General features: G+C 68.2%; 27 protein-coding genes and 1 pseudogene. 18 read left to right on the forward strand and 10 right to left on the reverse strand.

Going from position 1 to position 23,556, the window contains the following annotated elements; genetic code table 11:
• Positions 1-9 precede the first annotated feature (9 nt).
• On the reverse strand, positions 10-270 hold the full coding sequence (locus ABD987_RS40950; RefSeq protein ID WP_345407699.1) for a nuclear transport factor 2 family protein: 261 nt from the start codon (positions 268-270) through the stop codon (positions 10-12).
• Between the two features lie 76 nt (positions 271-346).
• Between ABD987_RS40950 and ABD987_RS40955 the strand changes: the two genes are divergently transcribed.
• Positions 347-1,771 (forward strand): carboxylesterase/lipase family protein, encoded by a 1,425-nt coding sequence (locus ABD987_RS40955; protein WP_345407701.1) that lies wholly within the window; start codon positions 347-349, stop codon positions 1,769-1,771.
• Between the two features lie 67 nt (positions 1,772-1,838).
• Here the strand turns inward: ABD987_RS40955 and ABD987_RS40960 are convergent, their stop codons facing one another.
• The 4 genes from ABD987_RS40960 to rnhA all read right to left on the reverse strand — a co-directional run bounded on the left by ABD987_RS40960 (position 1,839) and on the right by rnhA (position 6,385).
• A complete protein-coding gene (locus tag ABD987_RS40960; RefSeq protein WP_345407703.1) occupies positions 1,839-4,541 on the reverse strand; it encodes a glycoside hydrolase family 2 protein in 2,703 nt (900 codons plus the stop codon).
• A 164-nt stretch (positions 4,542-4,705) separates the two neighbouring features.
• Complete coding sequence (locus tag ABD987_RS40965; protein WP_345407705.1) at positions 4,706-5,086, reverse strand: YchJ family protein; 381 nt, start codon at positions 5,084-5,086, stop codon at positions 4,706-4,708.
• Between the two features lie 21 nt (positions 5,087-5,107).
• Positions 5,108-5,737, reverse strand: a complete 630-nt coding sequence (locus ABD987_RS40970) for a hypothetical protein (RefSeq protein ID WP_345407707.1) — start codon at positions 5,735-5,737, stop codon at positions 5,108-5,110.
• Positions 5,738-5,914: 177 nt separating this feature from the next.
• Positions 5,915-6,385 (reverse strand): ribonuclease HI, encoded by a 471-nt coding sequence (gene rnhA, locus ABD987_RS40975; protein WP_345407709.1) that lies wholly within the window; start codon positions 6,383-6,385, stop codon positions 5,915-5,917.
• Positions 6,386-6,524: 139 nt separating this feature from the next.
• Between rnhA and ABD987_RS40980 the strand changes: the two genes are divergently transcribed.
• Both ABD987_RS40980 and ABD987_RS40985 read left to right on the forward strand, forming a co-directional pair.
• The gene (locus ABD987_RS40980) at positions 6,525-7,328 is read left to right on the forward strand and encodes a DUF1684 domain-containing protein (protein ID WP_345407711.1); all 804 of its coding nucleotides are present in this window, start codon (positions 6,525-6,527) and stop codon (positions 7,326-7,328) included.
• A 54-nt stretch (positions 7,329-7,382) separates the two neighbouring features.
• A complete protein-coding gene (locus ABD987_RS40985) occupies positions 7,383-7,814 on the forward strand; it encodes a nitroreductase/quinone reductase family protein (RefSeq protein WP_345407713.1) in 432 nt (143 codons plus the stop codon).
• A gap of 16 nt (positions 7,815-7,830) precedes the next feature.
• Here ABD987_RS40985 and ABD987_RS40990 read toward each other — a convergent pair whose 3' ends face one another.
• Both ABD987_RS40990 and ABD987_RS40995 read right to left on the reverse strand, forming a co-directional pair.
• Complete coding sequence (locus ABD987_RS40990) at positions 7,831-8,343, reverse strand: hypothetical protein (RefSeq protein WP_345407715.1); 513 nt, start codon at positions 8,341-8,343, stop codon at positions 7,831-7,833.
• Positions 8,344-8,482: 139 nt separating this feature from the next.
• Complete coding sequence (locus ABD987_RS40995) at positions 8,483-9,940, reverse strand: MFS transporter (protein WP_345407716.1); 1,458 nt, start codon at positions 9,938-9,940, stop codon at positions 8,483-8,485.
• Between the two features lie 85 nt (positions 9,941-10,025).
• On the opposite strand from ABD987_RS40995, the gene ABD987_RS41000 reads away from it, so the two are divergent.
• The 6 genes from ABD987_RS41000 to ABD987_RS41025 all read left to right on the forward strand — a co-directional run bounded on the left by ABD987_RS41000 (position 10,026) and on the right by ABD987_RS41025 (position 13,512).
• Positions 10,026-10,436, forward strand: coding sequence for a MarR family winged helix-turn-helix transcriptional regulator (locus tag ABD987_RS41000; protein WP_345407718.1), 411 nt, complete (start codon positions 10,026-10,028; stop codon positions 10,434-10,436).
• A gap of 89 nt (positions 10,437-10,525) precedes the next feature.
• Entirely contained in the window at positions 10,526-11,518 is a 993-nt protein-coding gene (locus tag ABD987_RS41005) for a serine hydrolase domain-containing protein (RefSeq protein ID WP_345407720.1), read from the forward strand.
• A 44-nt stretch (positions 11,519-11,562) separates the two neighbouring features.
• Positions 11,563-12,168 (forward strand): GNAT family N-acetyltransferase, encoded by a 606-nt coding sequence (locus ABD987_RS41010; RefSeq protein WP_345407722.1) that lies wholly within the window; start codon positions 11,563-11,565, stop codon positions 12,166-12,168.
• A gap of 159 nt (positions 12,169-12,327) precedes the next feature.
• A complete protein-coding gene (locus ABD987_RS41015) occupies positions 12,328-12,588 on the forward strand; it encodes a type II toxin-antitoxin system Phd/YefM family antitoxin (protein ID WP_345407797.1) in 261 nt (86 codons plus the stop codon).
• 119 nt (positions 12,589-12,707) lie between these two features.
• Complete coding sequence (locus ABD987_RS41020) at positions 12,708-12,830, forward strand: PIN domain-containing protein (protein ID WP_345407724.1); 123 nt, start codon at positions 12,708-12,710, stop codon at positions 12,828-12,830.
• 238 nt (positions 12,831-13,068) lie between these two features.
• Positions 13,069-13,512, forward strand: a complete 444-nt coding sequence (locus ABD987_RS41025) for a VOC family protein (RefSeq protein ID WP_345407726.1) — start codon at positions 13,069-13,071, stop codon at positions 13,510-13,512.
• A 73-nt stretch (positions 13,513-13,585) separates the two neighbouring features.
• Here the strand turns inward: ABD987_RS41025 and ABD987_RS41030 are convergent.
• Positions 13,586-13,777: pseudogene (locus ABD987_RS41030) on the reverse strand (MBL fold metallo-hydrolase); the annotation flags it as partial.
• A gap of 34 nt (positions 13,778-13,811) precedes the next feature.
• Here ABD987_RS41030 and ABD987_RS41035 point away from each other — a divergent pair.
• From ABD987_RS41035 to ABD987_RS41055, 6 genes are all read left to right on the forward strand, one after another.
• The gene (locus ABD987_RS41035) at positions 13,812-15,287 is read left to right on the forward strand and encodes a recombinase family protein (protein WP_345407728.1); all 1,476 of its coding nucleotides are present in this window, start codon (positions 13,812-13,814) and stop codon (positions 15,285-15,287) included.
• A gap of 68 nt (positions 15,288-15,355) precedes the next feature.
• On the forward strand, positions 15,356-16,093 hold the full coding sequence (locus ABD987_RS41040; protein ID WP_345407730.1) for a hypothetical protein: 738 nt from the start codon (positions 15,356-15,358) through the stop codon (positions 16,091-16,093).
• A gap of 37 nt (positions 16,094-16,130) precedes the next feature.
• Positions 16,131-16,322, forward strand: coding sequence for a helix-turn-helix domain-containing protein (locus ABD987_RS44685; RefSeq protein ID WP_378273139.1), 192 nt, complete (start codon positions 16,131-16,133; stop codon positions 16,320-16,322).
• 529 nt (positions 16,323-16,851) lie between these two features.
• Positions 16,852-17,967, forward strand: coding sequence for an AAA family ATPase (locus tag ABD987_RS41045; protein WP_345407732.1), 1,116 nt, complete (start codon positions 16,852-16,854; stop codon positions 17,965-17,967).
• Positions 17,968-18,213: 246 nt separating this feature from the next.
• Positions 18,214-18,618, forward strand: coding sequence for a plasmid mobilization relaxosome protein MobC (gene mobC, locus ABD987_RS41050; RefSeq protein WP_345407734.1), 405 nt, complete (start codon positions 18,214-18,216; stop codon positions 18,616-18,618).
• A complete protein-coding gene (locus ABD987_RS41055) occupies positions 18,615-20,186 on the forward strand; it encodes a relaxase/mobilization nuclease domain-containing protein (protein ID WP_345407736.1) in 1,572 nt (523 codons plus the stop codon). The genes mobC and ABD987_RS41055 overlap by 4 nt, the downstream gene beginning before the upstream one ends.
• A 186-nt stretch (positions 20,187-20,372) precedes the next feature.
• On the opposite strand, the gene ABD987_RS41060 is transcribed toward ABD987_RS41055, so the two are convergent.
• On the reverse strand, positions 20,373-21,257 hold the full coding sequence (locus ABD987_RS41060) for an SAM-dependent methyltransferase (protein ID WP_345407738.1): 885 nt from the start codon (positions 21,255-21,257) through the stop codon (positions 20,373-20,375).
• Positions 21,254-21,808 (reverse strand): GNAT family N-acetyltransferase, encoded by a 555-nt coding sequence (locus ABD987_RS41065; RefSeq protein WP_345407799.1) that lies wholly within the window; start codon positions 21,806-21,808, stop codon positions 21,254-21,256. Before ABD987_RS41065 ends, ABD987_RS41060 begins: the two co-directional genes overlap by 4 nt.
• Positions 21,809-21,991: 183 nt before the next feature.
• Here ABD987_RS41065 and ABD987_RS41070 point away from each other — a divergent pair, with 183 nt between their 5' ends.
• From ABD987_RS41070 to ABD987_RS41080, 3 genes are read left to right on the forward strand one after another with little or no spacing between them, the layout of a single operon-like run.
• Positions 21,992-23,011: a radical SAM protein gene (locus ABD987_RS41070; RefSeq protein WP_345407740.1), complete on the forward strand. Its 1,020-nt coding sequence runs from the start codon at positions 21,992-21,994 to the stop codon at positions 23,009-23,011.
• On the forward strand, positions 23,008-23,340 hold the full coding sequence (locus tag ABD987_RS41075; protein WP_345407742.1) for a PqqD family protein: 333 nt from the start codon (positions 23,008-23,010) through the stop codon (positions 23,338-23,340). Before ABD987_RS41070 ends, ABD987_RS41075 begins: the two co-directional genes overlap by 4 nt.
• On the forward strand, positions 23,340-23,495 hold the full coding sequence (locus ABD987_RS41080) for a hypothetical protein (RefSeq protein ID WP_160148852.1): 156 nt from the start codon (positions 23,340-23,342) through the stop codon (positions 23,493-23,495). Before ABD987_RS41075 ends, ABD987_RS41080 begins: the two co-directional genes overlap by 1 nt.
• Positions 23,496-23,556 lie beyond the last annotated feature (61 nt).

The following is a 23,556-nucleotide window of genomic DNA, read 5'->3' on the forward strand; positions in this document are numbered from 1 at the left end:
CCCATCGGGCTAGCGGGCGGGGTCGGCCAGCACCTCGGCGACGAACCGGCTCGCCGTGCTCGTGTGCCGGTCCGCGACCTGCCCGGCGAGCGGTCGCAGGAGGTCGCCGAGCACGGCGTCCTTCCCGGAGTAGGTGCCCGACCAGGCGTTGTGGCCGGGCACTGTCCACGTGACGTCGTCGGCGAGGGCCGCGAGGAACGGCCGGGTGTCGCCCGCCGCCCACGCGGCGAAGACGTCGCGCAACAGTTGCTTGTTTTCGGTGGCGTTCAAGAATTCCTCCCCAGTGTCGCCGCTCGTCAACATCCTGGAGTGCGGTCCAGCGCAAGCCCCGAACTAGGCTGGCCGGGTGGAGATCGTCGCCGAGACAACCGCAGGGGCCGTGCGCGGCAGGGAACGCGAGGGGATCCGGGTCTTCTTCGGCGTCCCGTACGCCGAGCCGCCGGTGGGGGAGCTGCGGTTCCGCGCCCCGCGGCGCCCTGCCCGGTGGGCGGGGGTGCGGGACACGCTGCGGTTCGCCGCGCGGGCCCCGCAGCCCGCCATCACGGGAAAGGGCTTTCTCGGCGACGAGGACTGCCTGTACGTCAACGTCTACGCGCCCACGTCACCGGGCCCGCACCCGGTGCTGGTGTGGATCCACGGCGGGGGCGGCGTGATGGGCTCCCCGCACCAGTTCGACGCGTCGGCGTTCGCGCGGCGGGGCGTCGTGGTGGTCACCGTCGGGTACCGGCTCGGCGTGCTCGGCATGCTGCGGCTGCCCGGGATCGCCGACGGCAATCTGTCGCTGCGGGACCAGGTCACGGCGCTGGAATGGGTGCGGGACAACGTCGCGGCGTTCGGCGGTGACCCGGGCCGGGTCACCCTCGCCGGGCAGTCCAACGGCGGCCGCACGGTCGGGACGCTGCTCGCGGTGCCCGCGGCGCGGGGGCTGTTCCGGCGGGCGATCGTGCAGAGCGGGACCGGGGTCGGCGCGGTGGTGCACACCCCGGCCGAGGCGGACCGGGTCGCCGGGGCCGTGCTGGCCGAACTGGGCGTCGGCCCGGAGCGGCTGGCGACGCTGCCGGCGACGCGGATTCTCGAGGCACAGCAACGGGTTTCGGCCGCTTCGGGCACGCTGGTGACGTATCGGGTGGTGGTCGACGGCGAGGTGCTGCCGGAGCGGCCGGGCGAGGCGATCGCGGCCGGCGCCGCCCGTGACGTCGGGATCCTGACCGGGACCACGGCCGACGAGTACGACCTGTTCGCGTGGCTCGCCACCGGGAGCGCGAACCCGCTCGGCACCGGGTCGACGATGCTCGACGCGGACGCGATCGAGAAGGCGACGGCGGCCTACCGGGAGGTACTGCCGGACTGGCCCGGGGACCAGGTCCGCAACCGCGCGCTCACCGCGGGCGACTGGTGGCTGCCCGCGATCCGGCTCGCCGAGGCGCAGCACGGGGCGGGGGGAGCGGCGTGGATGTACCGGCTCGACTGGCGGATCGCCCCGCGCGGCAAGGGTTTCGGCGCGCCGCACGGGCTCGACCTGCCGCTGGTGTTCGACGACATCGGCAACGTGAACTGGCGTTTCCTGTTCGCGTCGGCCAAACCGCCGCGCGAACGGGTGCGGGCGATCGCGGCGACGATGTTCGACGCGTGGGTCCGGTTCGTCACCACCGGCGACCCCGGATGGGCGCGCTACACGCCCGCGGACCGCGTCACGATGCTCTTCGACGACGAGAGCGCGCCCGTCGGCGACCCCGATCGCGACCAGCGCCTGCTCTGGGACTCGCTGTAGTGGTCCGTGGGGGCCTCCTTGAGGGACCTAGAGTCCCTCAAGGAGGCCCCCACGGACCTTCGGTCACCTACCGCGCGGGGATGGTTTGCGTGCCGGTGTTCCAGCCGGAGACGCGGACCGACGGCGCGGAACCGCCGAGGTCCGCGGTCCGGTAGGTCGCCGTCAGCGTCGTCGACTCACCCGGCCACAGGCTGACCGCGTTGTCGTTCCACCGGACCGGCAGCACCGGCTTGCCGTTCGCGTCCACCACGTGACTGTCCACATAGAACGCCGGGAGCCTGCCGCCCGTGGTGTTCTTCAACGTCACCGTCGTGGTCGTGGTGCCGTCGGTGCCCTCGGCCGACTTCGCGGTGACGTCCACCGTCGCCTTGCCGAGCTTGTTCAGCCCGGACAGGTCCGCGTAGCTCTTCGTCGGCGTGTAGTACCAGTCGGTCTTCGCCCAGTCCAGCGTGTCGGGCTTGGTGGACAGCCAGTACACGTTGCGGCTGACCTCCTTGCCCGCGGCGTCGGTGAGCACCAGCTTCGCCAGGTACGTCGTGGACAGCCCGCTCACCGAGGGGATGGTCAGCGCGGTGGCCTTGGCGCCGTCCCCGCCGACGGAGAGCCCGGCCTTGGTCTGGCTGAACTTCTCCGTGCCGTCGAGGTCGAACAGCTGTGCCCTGGCGGTCAGGCCCTTCGCCGCGGCGGGGGTCGAGTTGACCACGACGACCGACTTCGAGTCGTACGAGTACTGGATGTGCAGTGGCTCGTTCGCCTTCTTCGCCCCGTAGTACGCGCCGTTCTGGTCGAGGTAGGCGTCGAACAGCTGCCAGTGCAGCGAGGTCCACGGGCTGTTGAGCATCCAGTAGATCAGCCCGGTGGACGGGTTCGAGCTGTCGGTGTAGTTCCGCGCGTGCGACTCGAACTCCGCCCGCACGTTCTCGTACTGCGCCAGCTGCGCCTTGCGGACGTAGTCGGGGAGGTCCGCCGGTGAGCCGTACCGGCCGGAAAGCGCGTCACCGTACAGCTTCAGGTTCCCGAACGTCGAGGACGAGGATCGGTGGTACTGCGGCGCGGACGGGTTCTTCCACAACGTCTCCAGCTCACCGGAGGTCATCATCCGCTTGAGCGTGTCCATCGTCGGGATGTCCGGCCCGGCACTGGTCTCGGAGTTGAAGTTCCACGCGCCGCCCGCGTTCGAGTGCGCCTTGTCGTACCAGTAGTTCGGCGGGATCCAGTCGTACGGGCCGTTCATCTTCATCCCGGACCTGCCCAGCTGCGGGGACGAGTTCGTCTTCGCCGACGGGACGACCGGGGCCGGCCAGTCCGCGTCCTTGAGCGCGTCGAGGTAGTTCTTCTCGATCTTGGCGTCCGGCGCGAAGTCGCTGCCGATGTGGAAGGAGACGACGCTCGGGTGGTTCCGCAGCCGCTCGGCCTCCCCGGTCATCGAGGCCTTGGCGATCGGGTAGTCGGCCGCGGTCCACTTCTCACCCGGCTCGTCGCCGTTGACCTGGCCCTCCCATTTGTCGCAGCATTCCCAGCCCGGCATGGTCAGGATGCCCATGGAGTCGGCGAGGTCGAAGAACTCGTCCGGCTCGATGTGGCCCTCCAGCCGGACGGTGTTGAGCCCGAGATCCTTGACGTAGGCCAGTTTGTCTGCCACGTTCCGCACGTCCCAGCGCAGGAACAGGTCCGGTGACCAGCCACCGCCGCGGATCAGCAGCGGGCGTCCGTTGATCGAGTACTGCCGCCCGCCGCTGGAGTTCAGCGGCGCCTTGACGTCCCGGATCCCGAACCGTGAACGCGACGTGTCCGAAGTGGACCCGGACACGTCCGCGGTCAGGACGAGGTCGTGGAGCGGCTGCTCGCCCATCCCGGCCGGCCACCACACCTTCGGGTCGTCGATCCCGACCACCGGGAAGGTGACGGTCTTCTTTTCCTTGGCCGCCAGGGAAACGGTCTGGCTGATCGGCCGTCCGGCGACGGTCCCGGAGACGGTCGCCCGCACCGCGTTCGCCGAGTCGTTGCGGACGTCGGCCTTCACGGTGAGGTCGGCGTGCTTCAGACCGGGGAGCGCGAGGTTCGTGACGACGTGCCCGCCGCGCAGCGCGACCGGCCCGCCGCGACGGACCAGGACGTCACGCACGATGCCCATGTTCTGGTCCGGTGGGGTCTGTGCCCAGTCGATCCAGCCCATCGACAGATCCTTGTTCGGATCGTTGGGATAGACCTTGAACGCGACGCTGTTGACGCCGGTGCGCACCTGGTCGGTGATGTCCAGGTCGTGCCGGGTGTAGGCGCCGTTGACCTGGTCCTTCGTCGCGACCCGCGTGCCGTTGACCCAGACGTCCGCCTTGGACAGCACGCCGCTGAAGTCCAGGTAGGTGCGCGACGAGGTGTCGTCGAGCTTGAGGTCCGTGCGGTACCACCACGGAACGGCGAAGTCCAACTTCGGCACGTTCTTCATGTTGGTGGAATAGAACGGGTCGGAGTACTTGCCGTTGCGCAGCAGGCCCGCGAAGACCGTGCTGCGGCTCTCGACCGGATACCAGCCCGTGGTCGGGAATCCGGGCTTCGAAACCGCCGCGTCGTCGCCGACCTGCGCGGAGGTCTGGATGAGATAGCCGGGGAGCGGGGTCGCGGTTCCCGCCGCGGCACCGACCGGCACCGCCGCGCGGGCGGGTTCCTGGCCGGCGGCCGCCGGGACGGTGGCACCGCCCACCGCGACGGCGAGTGTCGTCACGGCCAGCAGGCGTAACGGAATCCGGAATCTTGCGTGCCGATGGCTCAAGGCGCGCCTCCTCGTTGGGCACACGGCGGCGGGATCGGGAAAGGACGGGTCGAACAGCGATCGTTAGTAAAGGTCCCTAACAATCGAGGGTGATGGTAGCCGCCCGATCACCGGGGGAACAGTCCCCGGTTGTCACGTTTCGCCCGAATGCTCCCCGGCCGCGGTCAGGCGTTCGCGTCGAGGTATCGCCACTGCCCGTCTTCGCGGACGAAACGGCTGTGCTCGTGCAGGATGTCGCGCTGCCCGTCGTGCCGGGAGTGCGCCCGGAACTCGACCGTGCCCTCGGCCTGCAGGAGACCGCCGCCGGTGTGCCCGAGGATCTCCAGCCGGACCCACCGCCGGCCGGGGTCGAGGTCCAGCCGGGCGGGCCGGGTCGAGGAGTGCCAGGTCCGCAGCAGGTACCCCGCGTCCCCGACGGCGAAGGCGCTGTATCGCGAGCGCATCAGCAGTTCGGCGGTCGGGGCGTGCTGCTCGCCCCGGTGGTAACGGCCGCAGCAGGCGTCGTACGGCTCGCCGAGGCCGCAGGGGCACGGAGTTTCGGGCACGCCCGGATTGTGTCAGGCGGCTCAGGGCGCCCGGAACCGGACCGCCGCGCCCGCCACGCCGTCGAGGGTCCGCGCGTCCGGGTTCCCGCTCGTCGCGACGGCCTCGGCCACCACGGCGGTCGCACCGTCCTTTCGCGACTGCCGATGCTCGCCGGTGTGCACGCCACCGGGCAATGGCTCGACGTCGCCGGTGCGGGTCTCGAGTTCGGCCGCCTGCTCCGGCCTGGGCATGTGGATCCAGGCGACCGTGATCGCGATCGTGGTGCCCGCGCCGTCCCCCGCGGTGAGCGACATCCGCGACAGCGAGGCGCACGGATGGCGCTGCAGGAACTGCCGGAGCTGGCCCGAGGTGTGTGGCACACACGTGGGTTCGCGGCGGCTGCCGAGCGTGCTGACCGTCGTGAGTCCCAGGAAGCGCAGGGCTTCCGCGGGATGCTCCGCGCGCGCGGACTCTTCACCGGACGCCTTGCCGCCACCGCCGGAACCACCGCCCGTGTCCGAGGACGTGGCCGTGTTTTCGAGGGACGTGCCGCTCACAGCGACCACGGCGCCGAGTGCCATCGCGGCCACGGCTGCCACGCCGCCGGTCTTCTTGGGGGTGACGGGGTGCAGCTTCCCGTCCGGGCCGAGGAAGAATTCAGGATCCGCCATGTCACTCTCCGTCCTCGGATGACCTCGTAGAGTTGATGATTCCTGTCGAGAGGAGGACGTCAAACGGCCGTTCGAGGCAATTCCCCCGAACGGCCCAGTGCTGTGATCGTTTCGCAACGCCACGTGGATCTTCCCGTGCGTTCCCGCCACACGATCGTGACGATCGCCTTGCCTCGGCTAACCGCGGGCGGCGACGTTCCCGGCCGCTTCCCGCGCCCCGCGGACGGCGAGCCGGTCGGCGCGCTCGTTCTCGGGCAGCCCGGCGTGTCCCTTGACCCAGCGCCATTCCACCTCGTGCGGGGCGGCCGCCGCGTCGAGCCGCTGCCACAGGTCGGCGTTCTTCACCGGTTGCTTCGCCTGGGTGAGCCAGCCGTTGCCCTTCCAGCGGTCCATCCACTGGGTGACGCCGTTGCGGACGTAGGTGCTGTCGGTGAAGACCCGGACGACCGACGGGCGCGTGAGGGTTTCCAGCGCGCGGATGGGCGCCATGAGTTCCATCCGGTTGTTCGTGGTGGTGCCGGGTTCGGCGCCGTAGAGGTCCTTCTCGTGCCTGCCGTAACGCAGCACGGCGCCCCAGCCGCCCGGCCCGGGGTTCCCGCTGCACGCGCCGTCGGTGTAGATCTCGACGACGGCCTCCTTGTCCACCACCCGGCGACCCTACCCAACGGGCCGCCGGGTGCCGATCGCGCGGCCCGCGAGGCACGGGCGACCGCATGGTGGGACGCGGAATACCGGCCGCGGCGCGCGGTTGGCACCGGCGTCGGTGAGATCCGGGAAGGGACAGGCGATGAGCACGAGTGTGCGATCCGGGGAGTTCGTCCAGCAGTGGCGGGACTGGCGGGAACAGCGCGAGCGGGAGCTCGCCGAGCCCTACGGCTGGCTGGCACTGGTTTCGCTCGACTGGCTGGAGGACGAGCCTCGCGAATATCCCGGCCTGCCCGGCCGGTGGTGGCAGGACGAGGACGCCGCCTACCTCGACCCGAAGGGCGCGGAGTTCTCCCACGAGGGCGAGCCGGTCGTCGGCGTGCGGCGGTTCGAACTGGTGAACAGTGGCGCCGGCACCCGCGTGCGGACCGGCGACGTCGAAGTCGAGGTCGCGCGCCGCTCCGGCTACCTGATCCGGGTGCACGACCCGAAGGCGCCGGTACTGCGGGACTTCCGGGGCGTCCCCGCGTACGAGCCCGACCCGTCCTGGGTGCTCCAGGGTCGCTTCGAAGCCTTCGACGCGCCGCGCCCGACGACCGTGGGAGCCGTCGTCGAAGGGCTCAGCCACGTCTACACCGCGCCCGGCGTGGTGCGTTTCGCCCATGAGGGCACCGAACACACGCTGACCGCGTTCAACGGCCACGACGGCGGGCTGAGCATTCTGTTCACCGACGCCACGAGCGGGGTGACCACCTACGCGGCGAACCGGTCGCTCGCCGTGGAGGCTCCGGCGGCGGACGGGTCCGTCGTCCTCGACTTCACCCGCGCCCGCAACCTGCCGTGCGCCTTCACCGACTTCGCGACGTGTCCGCTGCCGCCGGAGGGCAACCGGCTGCCGTTCGCCGTGGAGGCGGGGGAGAAGCTGCCCCACGAACGGCAGGGCTGACCCGGCCGCGTGGGCGTACTCGACGTGGCGTGGTCATGAGGCTACGTTGCGGGCATGCCCAGTGACTTCGCTTTGAAGACCATGAACGCCGTCCACCGCGGCCTGCTCAAGATCACGGGCGGCCGGGCGGGCTGGCGGGTGGCGAACATGCCGGTGCTGGAGCTGACGACCGTCGGGCGCAAGTCCGGCCAGTCCCGCTCCGTGCTGCTCACGTCCCCGCTGCGGGACGGTGACGCGGTGGTCGTCGTCGCCTCGCGTGGCGGGGACGACCACCATCCCGCGTGGTTCCTCAACCTCCAGGCCAATCCCGAGGTCGAGGTCGCCTTCGAGAAGGAGCCGCGGCGGCCGATGCGCGCCAGGGTGGCGACACCGGAGGAGCGGCAGCGGCTGTGGCCGAATATCACCGCTTCCTACCGGAACTACGCGAACTACCAGACGAAGACCGACCGCGAGATCCCGCTCGTCCTGCTCGAACCGGCCGTCTAGGACGTCCGTCTTCGTGCTACGGCGGCGGGAACTCGTCGGCGACATCGGCGACGTCGCGCAGGAACTCTTCGCCGGGGCGCCCGCCGATCGGCGTGGCCTCGGCGTTGACGACCAAGGTCCCCTCCCGGTGCGAGTCGTAGTACCGGCCGGTGAAGCGGATTTCGGCGAGGCCGAGCGCCAGCAGCAACCGGTCGAGCTTGCGGCACGGGGTGCGCAGGAAGAACTGCTGTGCCTGACCGAACGACCGGCTCGCGCACCGCAGTTCCGATTCGGCCGCCTTCCGGGCGATCTTGAGCCCCATGCGCCGCCAGGCGGTGTCCCGCTGTCCTTTGCGCGCGGAGTCCTTACTGGACGTTTTCGCCTGGGAGGTAACCGATCGCGCGCCCTGGCCGACCGACGAAGCGGCACCTCCGCCGCCGATGCCGCCGGCGGCTCCCGCGACGACCACGCCCGCGGTGGCCGCGGCGGCGAGTGTGCCCTTCTTGATCCATCGGCCGTCCGGGCCGCGTGGTTGGCTTTTCCACGACATCGGTATCCGTCCCTCCCCAAGTCCGGAATCGCCGATACTTCCCGGCCGTCGAGGTGAAGGCCAAGGGGTTTCGCCCGAACAGAGCACAAGAAAGTGGCCTGCCGCTCCGGGAGCGACAGGCCACCTGGGGTGAATGGATCTACTCGGCCGCGAGCGCGAACTCACGCTCCGCCGAAGGTGCTTCGCCGCGCCGCCGCCGGATGACGCCGGACGCCGCGACCAGCAGGCCGAGCACGGCGATGCCGGTGACCACGGTGAGCGCCGGGGTCAGGCCGGTGAGCAGCGCCGAGGCGGAGGCTTCGGCGCCGCCGTTGGCGGTGAGGACCGCGGTGACCACCGCGAGCCCGATCGCGCCGCCGACCTGCAGCGAGGTGTTGAGCAGGCCGCCGGCGAGCCCCTGCTCGTCGTCGGAGATCCCCGCCGTCGCCTGGATGTTCAGTGAGGAGAACGCCAGCGTGAAGCCGATGCCCAGCAGGATCATGCTCGGCATGACCGAACCCGCGTAGCCGGAGTGCTCGTCGACACGGAGGAACAGCACGTAGGCGAGGACGTGCGCGACCACACCGGCGAAGATCGTGACCGGGGTGCCGATCCGGTCGATCAGCGGCTCGATCCTCGGCGAGCCGAACGCCACGATCACCGCCGCGGGCAGGAAGCCGAGCGCGGTCTGCAGCGCGGACCAGCCCATCACCGACTGCAGGTAGAGCATCACGACGAACTGGAACCCGATGTAGGCGCCGAAGAACAACGCGGCACCGATGTTGGCCCTGGCCAGCGGGCCGGAACGGAAGATGCCGAGCCGCAGCAGCGGGTGCTTGCTGCGCTTCTCGATGAGGACGAATGTGATGATCAAGGCGGCCGCGACGGCGAAGCCGATCAACGTGCGCGGGGCGGCCCAGCCGACCTCGGGCGCCTCGACCACGGTGAACACCAGCAGCAGCGAACCGGCGGCCCCGGTGATGGCACCCGGGAAGTCGTAGCCCCCGCCGGAAGCGTCCCGCTCGTAGGCCGGGATCACCTTGATCGCGGCGGCGAGTGCCGCGAGCGCGATCGGCACCGGGAGCAGGAACGTCCACCGCCAGCCGACCTCGGTCAGCAGCCCGGAGAAGACGAGCCCTGCCGAGTAACCGCTGGCGCCGAACACCGCGAAGATGCTGATCGCGCGGTTGCGGGCCGGGCCTTCCTGGAAGGTCGTGGTGATGATGGACAGTGCGGCAGGCGCGGTGAAGGCCGCGGCCAGGCCCTTGATGAACCGGCTCGCGATCAGCAGCGCGCCGTCGTCGACCACGCCGCCGAGCAGCGACGCGACCGCGAAGACGGCAACGGCCACCAGGAAGACCTTGCGCCTGCCGAGCAGGTCGGCGGTGCGCCCGCCGAGGAGCAGAAGCCCGCCGTAGCCGAGGACGTAGCCGCTGACGACCCATTGCAGCGCGCTGGTGGAAAGGCCGAGGTCGGCCCGGATCGAGGGCAGCGCGACGCCGACCATCGAGACGTCGAGCGCGTCGAGACCGACGACGGTGGAGACGGTGAGCAGGACACCCCAGAGACGTGCGTCCCACCGCGTCGAAGAGGTGGACAGGTGCGCGGAAGAACTCATGATCCGGACACTACATGCGCACGCATCTAATGACAACACATTTAATGTGTTTGCATCACATTAACCTGCATGCTATCTTCACGTCGTGAGCGATGTCGTCGAACGAGGCTTGGTGCAGCAGTGGCACGGGCTGCTGGCCCGCCACGCCGCCGTGTGTAACGCCCTTGAGGTCGCGCTCCAGGAGCGCCATGGCATCGGGGTCAGTGAGTTCGAAGCGCTCGAACGCCTCGCCACCTGTGACCACAAGTGCCGGTCCGCGGACCTGACCGAGGCCGTGCACCTCAGCCAGAGCGCGACTTCCCGGCTCGTGGCGCGGCTCGAACGCGAAGGGCTCGTGCAGCGGGCGCTGTGCGAGATGGACCGCCGGGGGATCTTCGTGACCCTCACCGAGGCGGGCGCGCAGCGCTACCAGGAAGCCAAGCCGACACATCGCGCGGTGCTCCAGGAGACCATCGGCGACGGCGACTGCGTCGTCTGCACCCCCGCCGACGACTGAGCGCCGTGGCGGGCGAAGCGGGATTGCCGCCCGAGCCGACGAGTGTCTCGACCCGGGTGATCCTTGATCGCGTCTGTACGCGCGGGGCGGTGGCTCAGCTCTGCGTGCTGCACAAGGGCGAAGTCGTTCTCGATCGCTCGGTCGGCTGTGCCGCGGACACGCCCTTTCTGCTTTTCTCCGCGGGTAAGCCGTTCGTGGCCATGCTCGTCCACCTGCTCGCCGAGCGGGGACTGCTCGCGCTGGACGATCCGATGGCGCGCTACTGGCCCGAGTTCGGGCAACGTGGCAAAGACGCGGTCACGATCCGCCAGGTGTTGCGGCACCGGTCGGGCGTTCCGTTCGCCCGCAGCGTCCACGGGGACGCGCTGGTCGCGACGAACTGGCGCCGCTCGGTCCGGTCCCTCGAACGCGCGCGCCCGGCGTGGCGGCCGGGGGAGGTGCCCGCTTATCACGTCCTGAGCTACGGATTCCTGCTCGGCGAACTGGTTCGCCGCGTCACCGGGACCGAAGTGGGCGAGTTCATGCGTGCGGAACTGCTGGACCCGCTCGGGCTGGCCGACACCTATCTCGGTACCCCGCCTTCCTTGTGGGCGCAACACATTCCGGTGGCTTCGCGTGGCTTCGACGGGAGACTGCGTGGCCTGGTGTTCAACCGCCGCTCGGTCCGCGAAGCCGTCATCCCGGCCGCGACGATGTCCAGCACCGCTCGCGATCTGGCCCGCTTCTACCAGCTGTTGCTCTCCGGCGGCGAACTCGGCGGCGTCCGTGTTTTCGCTCCGGCCACCGTCGCGGAGGCGCGTCGGCCGTCGGCCGAGGGCGAGGTCGACCGGGTGCTGCGGTTGCCCATCCGATGGTCCCAGGCCTTCCAGCTCGGTGGCGCCGGCTCCGCCCGCGCGCATCCGATGGGGCGTCGCAGCGGGTGGAACACGTTCGGGCACAACGGTTCGCACTGTTGCCTCGGCTGGGCGGATCCGGAGCGTCAGCTCGTGCTGGCCTACCTGACGAACCGGCTGCCGAGCAGCGGGGAGGGGTCGCGCCATCTGGCCGAGGTCAGTGACGCCGTCCTCGCCGCCTTCGGCTGAGCCGGACGTCCGGCCATGGGCACGAATCGGTAGCATCGCGTCCGATGACCGGCAATCGAATCCGCCCGGGTGACCCCGGTGATACCGACGGTGTCGCGGACACACTGGCCGCCGCGTTCTCCGACTACGCGTGGACGAGGCACACCATCTCGGCCGATGACCATGTCCGCCGGGTACGGGATCTTCAGCGGTTGTTCGTCGAGCGCATCGGGCTCCCGCACGGCCGGGTGTGGGTGGCGAACGGCCCGGCAGACGTGGTCGCCGCCGCGGTCTGGACCACTCCGGAGTCGACCGGCGCCGGTGCGGCCTTCGCCGACCTGGCCGGACTGATGCCCGCACTGGCGGGGGACCGGGCCTTCGCCGCGACGTCCGCCGAGAAGGCGTTGACCCCGCATCGGCCCACCGAGCCGGTGTGGTTCCTCGCCACGGTCGGCGTTCATCCCGCGCACCAGGGCAAGGGGTTGGGGCGCGCGATCGTCGAGCCCGGACTCGCGGCCGCCGACGCCGCCGGCGTGCCGGCGTTCCTGGAGACCTCCGAGGCCGGGAATGTCGCGTTCTACCGCAAGCTCGGGTTCGAGGTGACCGCCGAGGTCGAGCTGCCGGACGGCGGCCCGACGACGTGGGCTCTCCGACGCGCACCGCGCCGCTGACGAACCTGGGCCGCGCGCCCGCATGTTCAGCGGGCTACAGCCTGTCGCCACATATTTGACCTGTCGCCGATGGGTTGAGAGTTCCCGCGTCGCCAGGCGTGGCGGACAGGCGGATGTAGCTCGGTGAGTTACCTGTGGCTCTACGCTGCCTTCGTGAAGGTGATCACTCAGCGGGAGTTCCGCACCAACTCCGCTGCCGTCATGGACGCCGTCGAAGCAGGCGAGACCTACCACGTCACTCGCAACGGTGTCGAGGTAGCCGAGTTGCGGCCGATACCGCGTAGGCGTCGCCTTGCTGCTGAGGAGTTGGTGGAACGACATCGAAGGTTGCCCGCGGTTGAGGCTGCTCAGATGCGGCGGGAAGCTGATGAGCACTTCGGGACCGAAGATCGCGTGGACTCTGACGCCAGGTGGGAGTAGCCTCGTGACTGAGCGTAGTGAGTCAGGTGTGCTCGACACCTGTACTTACTTCGACAGCTCACCGCAGTCGCAGTGGCTGAGCTGCATCAGGGTGTGGCGACGGCAAAGGACGCCGTCGTATGTGCGGCGTACCGAAAAAGCTCGGTGCTGCCATCGCCTCCTCGCGAGAGCTGCCGCTCTACGCCTGCAACGCCGACGACTTCAAAGGCCTGGGCAACATCGTCGAAGTCATCGCTGTCTGAGCGGTTGTGCCCTTGTTTGCTGGTCTGGTTGAACTAGGTTTTCGGACCGTTCAAACTGTTCGGTGAATGCGGTCTGGGCTTTCAGGCATCTTCGGTGCTTCCCTCGCTGAGATGGTTGTCGGCGGTGCCGTTGATCGCACGGCGGATCATCAGCCGTTGGTTTGCGAAAACCCAAAGTGGCGCTGACTCCGCGAGCCACCTGGCAGGATGGCCGACGCGCCCAGCGAAAGGAACCCCGATGCCTGTCCGCTTCCAGGTAGTGATCGACTGCGCCGATCCGGACCGCCTGGCCCGGTTCTGGGCCGTCGCGCTGGGATATCAGCTTGCGCCGCCGCCGACCGGCTTCGCCACCTGGAAAGACTACTACCGCGACCTCGGGATACCCGAAGAGGACCTGGGCGACGGCGCGGACCGGATCAGCGACCCGGAAGGCAACGGCCCGAGTATCTGGTTCAACTCGGTCCAGGACCCCAAGGTCGTCAAGAACCGGCTGCATTTCGACATCCACGCCAGCGGCGCGCGGACCGACCCGATCGAGACTCGTCGGCGGCGCGTCGACGCCGAGGCCGACCGGCTGGCCGGCCTCGGCGCCACCATCACCGGCGCCCTGGCCAACGAGGGGCTCGATCACTACGCGGTCGGGATGAAGGATCCGGAGGGCAACGAGTTCGATATCAATTGACGCCGATAGCCACGGCCCTAATGGCAAACGGGGCCACCTGGTAATAGGAAGCCCCGTTCGTGATGATGTTTGTTCACCAGCCGCGTTCGCGCCACTCCGAGATCTTCGGACGCTCCTCGCCGAGCGTGGAGTCGTCGCCGTGGCCCGGATAGAACCACGTGTCGTCCGGAAGCTCACCGAAGATCCGCGTCTCGACGTCGTCGAGCAATGACTTGAAGTTCTCGGGGGAGCCCGTCTTGCCCACCCCGCCCGGGAACAGAGTATCGCATCAGCGGTCAACACCGCGTAGGATTAGCGGCATGGGGGAACGAGTAGCGATCTACGCGCGGATCTCGGAAGACGTCCTTGGCCTTGAGCAGGGCGTTGAGCGGCAGCTCCGAGAGGCGAACGAGCTGGTCAGCGCGCGCGGCTGGACCGTCGCGGCGGAGTTCGCCGACAACGACATCTCAGCACTGCACGGTGAGTATCGGCCCGAATACCAGGCGATGCTCGAAGCCGCCGAGCTGGGCAAGATCGATCGAATCGTCGCCTATCAGCTGGCGCGACTGTGGAGGAACCGCCGCGAGCGCGCGGAGGCGATCGAGCTGCTGTCGCGCCGACGAGTGTCCATCACATTGGTCAAGGGGACCGACCTCGACCTGACGACGCCGATGGGTCGGTCGTTCGCCGCGCAACTCGGCGAGGCCGACACGCTGGAGTCGGAGCTGAAGAGCGAGCGGGTGGCGTCAGCGGCCCTGGAGCGCGCGCAGGCCGGGCAGGCGTCCGGTCACGTGCTCTACGGGTGGGAGCGGATCAACGAGTTCGGGCGCGGCGGCAAGCGGATCAGCTTCAAGGACGTGCTGCATGCCGAGCAGGCCATGATCGTGAAGGAGATCGTCGAACGCGCCTTGGCGAAGGAGAGCTTGACGCGGATCGCGGAGGACTTGAACAAGCGGAAGATCGCCCCTCCGCGGGTCGCAGCGGGTCGGGAACCCAAGCACGGGCGGCCCGACACGTGGAGCACCTCATCGGTGCGTGCGATCGCGATGCGGTGGGCGAACTGCGGCCGGAGAGTGCATCATCGGGGCCGTGAGGACGAGCAAGTGCTTCCGGCAGAGTGGCCGGCGATCGTGTCGGAGGAGCAGCAGATCGAGCTGCGGACGTTCCTGAGCGATCCGTCCCGCAGGACCAGTAGGAACGGCGCACGCCAGCACTACCTCACGTTCGCGCCTGAGATCGCCCGCTGCGGCAAGTGCAAAGGGAAGCTCCGGGTTGTTCGGAAGAGTGGTCACCCGACGTATGTGTGTCAGGACAACGGGTGTACCGGTCGGCGCAAGGCTTGGGTGGACGACTTGGTCGAGCGGGTGGTGATCAAGCGGCTGTCGCGACCGGACGCACGTGATCTGTTCCGTCGAGACGACTCCGCCGCGAAGCAGGCGCGCGAGGAGATCAGGGTCATCGACGGCATGCTGCTTCAGCTTATGGACGACCATGACGCCAACCTGATCACGCGTGAGCAGCTCCACCGCTCGACCGCTCGGCACCGGACCCGGCTCGCGCAACTGGAGAAGGACGCCCAGAAGGTGGTGACGGGGGTGCCGCCAGCACTGGTGGCGGAGCTGGTCGGATCAGACGTCGAGAATCGATGGCGCACTCTCGAACCAGCGCAGCGTCGAGTGCTGCTCGCGGCGATGGGCTTCGAGTTGGAACTGGTTTATGGGTCCCGAGGCGGTCCGGGCTTCAAACCCGAATCCGTGAAGATCACTTTCCGTGACGACGACGTGGCTACTGACTGACTGTACCCGCGTGCTTACTGTCGTTCCTGTCGGTCGACGGCTATCCCTGAACTGTCTACAGTGGTCATATGGGGGCACGAAGCACTAGTCAGCGCAAGGGGAAACAGTCGCCGGTCGACCTGATAGTCCCTGCCGCTCGGCGCAACGAGTACAGCGTCCATGAGATACGGCAGTCGACGCGAGCGATCAACGCTGCTCTCGAATCGCTGACGGAACGTGAACAGCGCGAGTTCAAAGAGCAGTTGCCCCGCGGGCTGCTCGGAGGCTTCGAAGCCGTCCTCAAGTTCGCCGACGACGCGGCTGACCGACTTGCTGGCAACCATCGCAAACGTCGAGAGCTGCTGGGTGCAATGGAAGCGCTTCCCTTCACCTCACACGAGGACCTGCTGAGGGTGTCGCCGGAGCACTTGCGCCGGGCGACACTGAAGGACCTGTCGGGGCTGTTTTCGGCCGATGCCTACATGAGCAACGTCGAGATGGAGGCGATCGTAGAGGACGCCGAGGCAGCCTTGCTGATGGTGAAGTTCCTCGCGATCCTGGCCGTCGCTGCGCGGCGAATTTTCCCCGCATCGTTGTCCTTACTCCTGCTGTTCCTGCTGATCAGCACGAGCTTCGCCGCAGGAGAAGCAGCAGCGCGACTTGTGGCCGCTCCTGCACCAGTGCGCGTGACGCGGCCACCCGGCCAACTGGTGCTAGCCGAGCCGCGTGTCACCCGAGCTCCCGGGCGTCTCGCGTCCCTCACCGCTGACCGCAGTGAGGGCCGCGCCGGGCTGGGCGCGCCTTGGGGGAGCGCTTCACTCACTTAGCTCGCCGCGGCTCTTCCTGTTCAGGAAGGGCCACACCGTGGCACACAAGACAACCGCCTACCTCTCCGTACGGGAGGCAGCGGCACACCTATCGGTCTCCGAGGTCACCGTCCGGCGCGCCATCAGAGCCGGGCAACTCCCGTACGTCCGAATAGGACGACTGGTGCGGATTTCCGCGTCCGATCTCGAAACGTTCGCTGCTGTGCGTCGTACCACGCGGGGTGTGTGATGGGACGCAAGCAATCGCTTAAGAGCCCGAACCCGCGATGCCGGACGACCATGCGTACGTCCGGATTCACGCCACTCGACGCCATCCTTGACGAGTACGTCGATCAGATCGTGCGGCGAGCGCCAAGGTTCACTGAACGGCAACGAGCCCGGATTTCTGCGGTCCTCGGTGGCCGCGACGCCGGTGGCTCCGGTGAGTGTCGACGGAACTCCCAGCGCGTGAGGGAGGCGCGTTGACTCAAGCGTACGAAGGCGGCGGCCCCATGCCGGGGGCCGCCGCCCACATCCCTAGTTCAGCCAACAGCAATACTACCGGCCAGCCCGTTTCCGCTCAGTTTCCTGCAGGACGCAGCGACGAAGCTGACCTCCAGCCCTGGCAGGACGCATACCTGGAGGAGTCCGCTACTCGGACAGGCGCCCCCGACCGTCCCCCGAACGAGCGCACGGCGGACGACGAGACCGCGTTCAGTAAGCCACCTCAGGAGAAGGCTGCGGCCGAGCCAGGGGGCCGTCGTGTGCGGACGCGGTCCTTGCGGGAGGTCGAGATTCTGCCCACGAGCTACCTGTGGACCGACTACCTGCCGCTCGGCGAGGTCACTCTGCTGGTCGGCAAGCCCGGGATCGGCAAGAGCACCCTTGCCGTCGACTTGGCGGCGAAGCTCACCAGGGGGCAGCTTGATGGGGACTGCAAGGGCGAACAGCGGCATGTCCTCTACTCGATCACGGAGGATTCGGAGTCGATGTTCAAGGCTCGGTTCGTGGCGGCCGGCGGGGACGTGGACTACGTGCACTTAGTCGATGTCGTTCACGGTGAGGTCGGGGACGGCTCTCCGCTGCTGATCAACGTCGATCTGGACGCGGTCCGGGCGGAGATCGAGAAGTGGAACCCCGCGTTGTTTGTTCTCGATGCCCTGAACTCGTCGCTGGTCGGGCAGCTCAACGACAACTCCTCGGTCCGGCCGCAGCTGGAACGGCTCAAGGCGCTGGCGCACGCGACCTCGACCACGGTCCTCGGGGTGGGGCACTTCAAGAAGGCGACCTTTGGCGTCGACCCCGTGGACGCGATCGGCGGGGCCGGAGCCTACAGCCAGGTTGTACGCCAGGCCCTGGCCTGCGCCGCGGACGAGGAGGAAGAAACGATGGTCTTGTCACTGATCAAGTCCAACGTCCGCTCGGTCGCTGGCACCCCGTCCCTGGCGTTCAGCGCGGAAGAGGTCCAGGTCAAATCTGACGATGGAGGCACCACCAAGGTCGGCCGCCTCACGTGGCTCGGTGAGACATCGACCTCGGTGCGCGAACTGCTGCAACGCGTGCCGCAAGGTGAGAACAAGGACCGGGACAAGCCCCTCCAGTGGCTACAGGCATACCTGGACGAGCACGGCGGCGGAGCTCCCTCGACTGAGATAAAGGCCGATGGCGAGGCAGCAGGATTCAGCTGGGACGTCCTCAAACGAGCCAAGAAGAGAACGAAGGATACGGAGTACGAGATCTTCTCGTGCAAGTCCAGCTACCACGGTGGTTGGATCTGGCGGTGGCCGACCGAGCGCGAAGGGAGCGCCGAAGGAAGCGAAGAGAGCGGCACAGATCCTCCCGGCTCCCTTCCCGCCCTTGGTGCTCCCTTCGACCGAGCTCGTGACAATGGGTAGTTGTCCGAGATGCTCGCGAGTGTCGTGACGAAGCCGCGCACGGGCGTGGACGTGCGTCTGCTGGCCCCGTGGATGGGGCCAGCAAGTTAGAGGTCAGGACACCTGACGGTGTCCTGACCAAACGCTACGTGGTGTGCAGCCTCCGGCCGCACACCACGTAGCGCCACCCGCCTTTCGTCACGTAGAGTCGCGATCACTGGTGGGTCGCGGGGGCGGCCCACGCTGACGCTTCAGGGGGAACGCGTCATGGCGGATCATGCTCAGCGACGGCAGCGGCGAGTGCCGGGCGGGTCGCACAAGCGGATCAACTGCAGAACCATCGAGCCCACCTACCGACGGCTGGAGCGCCGCGCCGAGGCCGCCGGGTTGAGCCTGCCGCGGTACCTGATCGAGTCGGGTCTGCGAGACGAGGCCGGGCAGTGGAGCCTGCGCCAGCAACGATGGTGGGCCGAACGGCTCGACGTGGTCGAGACACGGCTGATCCGGATCGGAGTCAACCTCAACCAGATCGCCGCGGTGGCCAACGCGACCGGCGAGCTGGACCCCGGACTGGCCGGTGCGCTCGGCTACCTCCGCGCCACGTTGCAGCGGCACGAAGAGATCCTGGACGCGATCGACACGTCCGACCCCGAGCGTCGCCCGCAGCCGTGATCGCCAAAGCCCCGCAGAACGGCAAGCGCGGGACGGACACGACCGGGTTGCTGCGATACCTGTTCGGCCCCGGCGCGGCGAACGAGCACACCCATCCGCATCTGATCGCGGCGTGGGACCCGGAATGGCTCGCGGGCGGCGTGTTCGCCGAGCTGATCGGACAGCACGGCGGGCTGGCCAAGCTTGGCCGGGATATCGACGCGGCGATGACCGGTCACGAGGTCGACGTGGACGGCGGTCACGTCTACCACGTCGCGCTGTCGGTCCCGCCCGCCGACAGCAACGCCGGGGCCGGGTTCTTCGGCGACACGCTCTGGCGCGAGCTGGTCGAGGAGGCGATCGTCCACATGGGCTTCGGCCCGGACCCGGACGGGACCGGCGGATGCCGCTGGGTCGCGGTCCACCACGGACTCTCGGCCGAAGGCAACGACCACGTGCACCTGGTGGTCAACCTCGTCCGCGGCGACGGCCGGATCGCCAACACCTACCGCGACTGGCCCCGCTGGCGGGAATGGTGCAACGCCGTGGAAGAACGCCTCGACATCACCCGCACCGCACCCGCCGGCGAAGGCCGCAAGGCCACCTCCCGTCCCGAACTCGAACGCGCCAAGACCGCGGGCGCCACCGATCGGGAACTGCTGACCCGGGTGGTCAGCGACGCCGCAGCCGAGGCACACAGCGAGGGCTCATTCCTTGCGGCGCTTGAGCAGGCGCGGGTCGATGGTGCGAAGGTGTTGTTCGCGCCGCACATCTCCGGCGGCCAGGTCGCCGGATACAAGGTCGCCCTCGAACGCGGCGACGGCGCCGAGCCGTTCTGGCTGGCCGGGTCCAGCCTGCGCCGCGACCTATCCCTGCCCCGGCTGCGCGCCCGGTGGGAGAAGCCACCCGCCATATGGGACAACATCGCCTTGTCAGCGTGGACCGGCAAGCAGTCCCTCGCGACCGGCAAGGAAACTCGGCACACCAGCCCGCGGGCGGTCCGTCGCGAACTTGCCTACGCGGAGACCGAGCTGCACCAAGCCCTCGCCGACTCCACCGACCCGGCGCGCTGGCACCAGGCCGTCGAGTACACCGCAGACGTGACCGTCGTGCTGCTCCGCTTCGAGAACCCGCCCGCACGCCTGCACCGCGTACACGACCAGCTCACCCGCGCCGCCCAACGCCCCCGCGCCCACCGGCAGCCCGGCGTCGTCGCGCCAGCGCTCATCAAGGCCGCCCGACTCGCCGCTGTGTGCAAGGACCCCGCCCCGTTCGTGCTGGCCGCCGTCGTGCTGCTGCTCTACGGCATCATCAAGGCGCTGAACCACTTCGCCGAGCAACACCACGTCCGGGCCGCCGCCCGCGAGCGAATCGCTGCCGCGAGGAACGAACTACGTGCCCATCCCGCTGTCCAGGCTGAGGTTAGTGGCGCGGAGAGCGGTACGGTCGTTGGTGCGCGCCCTGCCAACAACCCGACCTCCTCATCCAGGCCCGAGAAAAGCAGTCATCAGGACAACGGTGCACGGCTCGGTCGGGCGACGCCGGTGCGTCCAATCCCGGCCGAGACTCACCGCGGTCGGTCTCGATAGTCACTCCGGAGGAGCTGGCCGACCGGCACCTCGCCCGCGGCGCCACGCACCTCCACGCCGAAGAAACCGACACGAACGGTCTGATCATCCGATTCATGCCCTGACACCGACCACCGCGCTCTCCTCCTGCGCCGGAGAGCACGGCCACCGAGATCACTCGGCACGCACAAGGACCGCGACGCCTGCCTACGCCACTGCGAGGAGGAGAGTTGTCATGGGGGCACCGTCGGCTGCACCAGAGTCGAGAATGGCTGGTTCTTTGCCGACGACTGACAGGCCTGCTGCTGCGAACAGCGGGGAAAGGGTCGACGGCGTCCAGATACGGTCGTTCATGTCCGACACGACGCAAGGGACCGGCTCGCCTGGTGTCGCCCCCGCTTTCGGCACTGCGGCTGTGCGGTGCAAGAGTGCGGTGGTGGAGTCGAAACGCATCGACCAGATGATGAGATGGTTGACATCGTCGCGATCAGTGAACGAATCCACGACCACGCGACCGTCCAGATGGGCCATCGTCAACGGGGCGCCGTCGTCGAAAATGCTCACCGCGACGCGGCCTTCCGGGGAAAGCAGGGACCGGACTTGTGCGAGCAGGGCTACCACTGCATCCTCTTCGGTGAAGCCGTTCAGAGTGCAGTCGGCGAGGAGCACCGCGTCGAACGTGATACCCGGGTTATAGGCGAGGAAGTCGCCCACCACGAATTCCACTCGATCAACCCCGGCCGCGTCGGCACGAGCGCGAGCGCGTCGCAGCGCAGGTTCCGAGGTGTCGATCCCGACCAGGCTGGCCGCTTTGGTGGTGGCAGCCAAATGGACCAGGGCACGCCCCATCCCGCAGCCGACCTCCAGCACGCGAGCGCCGTCACCGATCGCCAGGGCGAGGCCGGCGAAGTCCCATTCGGTCTCGCCGGTCCGGCGCTCGACATCGCGCTCGTAGTCGTCGAACAGCGGTGAGTCGAAGTAGTAAGGCTCGACCGTGGCTGTGACTCCGGGCAAGTAGAGCAGACGGTCTAGCGGCGGGACGGGGGCCGCCGCCGGTGTCCCGGCGCGGCTGTAGTCGGATCTGGCGGTCACGAGCCCGTGCCCTCCTTGGTGCGCAGGGGAAGTTCGGCCATCCACAGCACCCTGCTGCGGGTCTGCCCTGCGGCGACGGTGATCTGGGCGCGAGACAGCTCTTCGAAACCCAGCCGTTCCAGCCAGCGCACCGCCTCGGTGTTCTCGGCGACGTGGCAGTCGACTCGCAGCCGCCTGATGCCCCGCCCGGCCAGCTCCGAGCTCAGGCCGAGCAGAATGTCGGTGCCCAGCCCCTGACCGCGCCGCTCGGGTTCCACCACCACCATGCCCAGCACGGCCGTCCCGTGTTCCGGGTAGTCCTCTAGCAGGTCCACGGCCGCGACCAATCGGTCGCCCGAGTAGCACCCCAACAGGTGCTTGCGCTCCGCAGGAACGTACTGTAGCCCCTCCAGGAATTGACTCTGCGCATCCGCTGAACCCGTGGGAATTCCGAAACTCAGGCGGGAGTAGTCATCACACCTTTCCAGCAGATCCTGCAACGCGGGCCCATCTTCGGACTCCAGCGCACGAGCCTGTTGACTGCCGGACAACATCACGTTCAGTAACACCATTCTCCCCTCGGCCCGCGGGCGCAGTTCGTTTCTCACCGGCTCGGCAAGATGCTTGCCAGCTGCCAGCCTAGCAAGTAGCTTTGATCGCGGAGGGCACGTTGGGGGACTCGCTAGAACTTGAGCTCGCTTGTCAGAGCAAAGAACGCGAGATCCACAAATGAGGGGGTTCTTTTGGTCATTCAAATGCCTGCGCCGTTCAGTTTTTGGGTGCAACCCACGAAGCGCACCAACCTCAATAGCGAAATGGCGTACGACGTGTGTGATCCAACCGGGGTCGAGCTGACCTTCGACGAGATCACGCGTTCCATGCAGGAGATGTTCGACCAGAATGTCATCAGCGTGTTCTTCGAGGGCGGCGAGCCCCTTCTACGCGAGGACTTCCTCGACATGGTCGAGTACGCCACCCCCAACGCATTCACGATGATTCGCACCAATGGCACATTGGTGACCGCCGAAGTAGCCCGTGCTCTCAAGGCGGCCAGTGTCGGCGTCGTATGCGTGGATATCGAGGGCGGCGACGCCGCCACGCACGACACCCTCGTCGGCTTGCCCGGCGCCTTTGATCGCGCCGTTGCAGGAGTTCGGCACCTGGTCGAGGCCGGGATCTCGACCTTCATCACCACCATCCTGACCAGCTACAACGTTGACCAGCTGCAGATGCTGGCCGACCTGACGGCCGCGACCGGCGCCGAGAAGCTCGGTGTGCTGCGCCTCTACCCGCTCGGACTGGCACGCAAGAACTGGACGAAGCTGTCCGTGCCGCTGCCCCGTCAGATGTCCGCGCTCGAAGCGATCTCCGTGCCGACGGGCGTGCAGCTCATGCAGTCCTGGCACCCCAATGACCCCAACTGCTGCTGGCAGATGGCCGCCGTCGACGCATACGGCAACAGCATCGGTTGCCCATACCTGCGCGACTTCGCCAACTATGGCAACATCCGCGAAGTGTCCTTTATGGATACTTGGCGCAACCCGGCCTACAAGAAGGTCCGCGCTGCCAGCGCAGCCGACGCCTGCCCGGAATGCGCGGCCAACGACCGCAACCGCTCCGGCGGCTGCCGATCCACCTCCTACGCCTTCGGGGGTGCTTGGGACGCGCCGGACCCGTACTGCACTCACATGAACAACGGCACCGACCTGACACGGCTGCCGGACCGGATCGTCGACCTCCCGTTCGGTGCCCCGCAGACCATGATGGGAGTGTGACCGTGTCCGTCGAATCGCTTCATCAGACGATGTATGTGCAGAACGCGCGATTGCGCCTACGTCCGTTCGAGCCGTGGCACGCGGTCATGGCCTACACCCCGGACAAGCCCGCGCTCCACTGGCTCAACTCGTACTCGTGGCTCGTGCTCGAACTCTGCGAAGACCGCAGCCTCGAGGAGATTTCCGCGGCGATCGCTGAGATCATGCCCGATCGCGACGACGTCCTCGCCTCCACTAAGGACTGTCTCGAAGACCTGGAGCAGAAGGGCCTAGTCCACACGAGCAATGCCGCCGGAGTGCTTCCGGCCGGAGAGGAGGTGACGAACTGATGCGCAACCGAATCGACATCGAAAAGCTCAAGGCGATCGCAGCCGAGGACAACGAGCGACCGGAAGTATCCACCCTGGACCCCCAGGTCCGGACCTCCAAGTACGCGTTGTTCCCTGAGCCCAAGGACATGTCCGCGTTGGAGGACGAGTCCTGAGCTGACGGGCGCCCGGCGTGGCTGCCCGCCCCGCTGGGTCCGATGATCCCTTTTTCTCCAG

Source organism: Amycolatopsis samaneae, assembly GCF_039541975.1.
Classification (GTDB): Bacteria; Actinomycetota; Actinomycetes; order Mycobacteriales; family Pseudonocardiaceae; genus Amycolatopsis; species Amycolatopsis samaneae.

Coding starts and splice junctions, on each gene's coding strand:
- ABD987_RS40970 (WP_345407707.1), bottom strand. CDS start 5,737: ATGGCGGATCCTGAATTCTTCCTCGGCCCGGACGGGAAGCTGCACCCC.
- ABD987_RS40980 (WP_345407711.1), top strand. CDS start 6,525: ATGAGCACGAGTGTGCGATCCGGGGAGTTCGTCCAGCAGTGGCGGGAC.
- ABD987_RS40985 (WP_345407713.1), top strand. CDS start 7,383: ATGCCCAGTGACTTCGCTTTGAAGACCATGAACGCCGTCCACCGCGGC.
- ABD987_RS40990 (WP_345407715.1), bottom strand. CDS start 8,343: ATGTCGTGGAAAAGCCAACCACGCGGCCCGGACGGCCGATGGATCAAG.
- ABD987_RS40995 (WP_345407716.1), bottom strand. CDS start 9,940: ATGAGTTCTTCCGCGCACCTGTCCACCTCTTCGACGCGGTGGGACGCA.
- ABD987_RS41010 (WP_345407722.1), top strand. CDS start 11,563: ATGACCGGCAATCGAATCCGCCCGGGTGACCCCGGTGATACCGACGGT.
- ABD987_RS41020 (WP_345407724.1), top strand. CDS start 12,708: ATGTGCGGCGTACCGAAAAAGCTCGGTGCTGCCATCGCCTCCTCGCGA.
- ABD987_RS41025 (WP_345407726.1), top strand. CDS start 13,069: ATGCCTGTCCGCTTCCAGGTAGTGATCGACTGCGCCGATCCGGACCGC.
- ABD987_RS41035 (WP_345407728.1), top strand. CDS start 13,812: ATGGGGGAACGAGTAGCGATCTACGCGCGGATCTCGGAAGACGTCCTT.
- ABD987_RS41040 (WP_345407730.1), top strand. CDS start 15,356: ATGGGGGCACGAAGCACTAGTCAGCGCAAGGGGAAACAGTCGCCGGTC.
- mobC (WP_345407734.1), top strand. CDS start 18,214: ATGGCGGATCATGCTCAGCGACGGCAGCGGCGAGTGCCGGGCGGGTCG.
- ABD987_RS41065 (WP_345407799.1), bottom strand. CDS start 21,808: ATGGTGTTACTGAACGTGATGTTGTCCGGCAGTCAACAGGCTCGTGCG.
- ABD987_RS41070 (WP_345407740.1), top strand. CDS start 21,992: ATGCCTGCGCCGTTCAGTTTTTGGGTGCAACCCACGAAGCGCACCAAC.
- ABD987_RS41080 (WP_160148852.1), top strand. CDS start 23,340: ATGCGCAACCGAATCGACATCGAAAAGCTCAAGGCGATCGCAGCCGAG.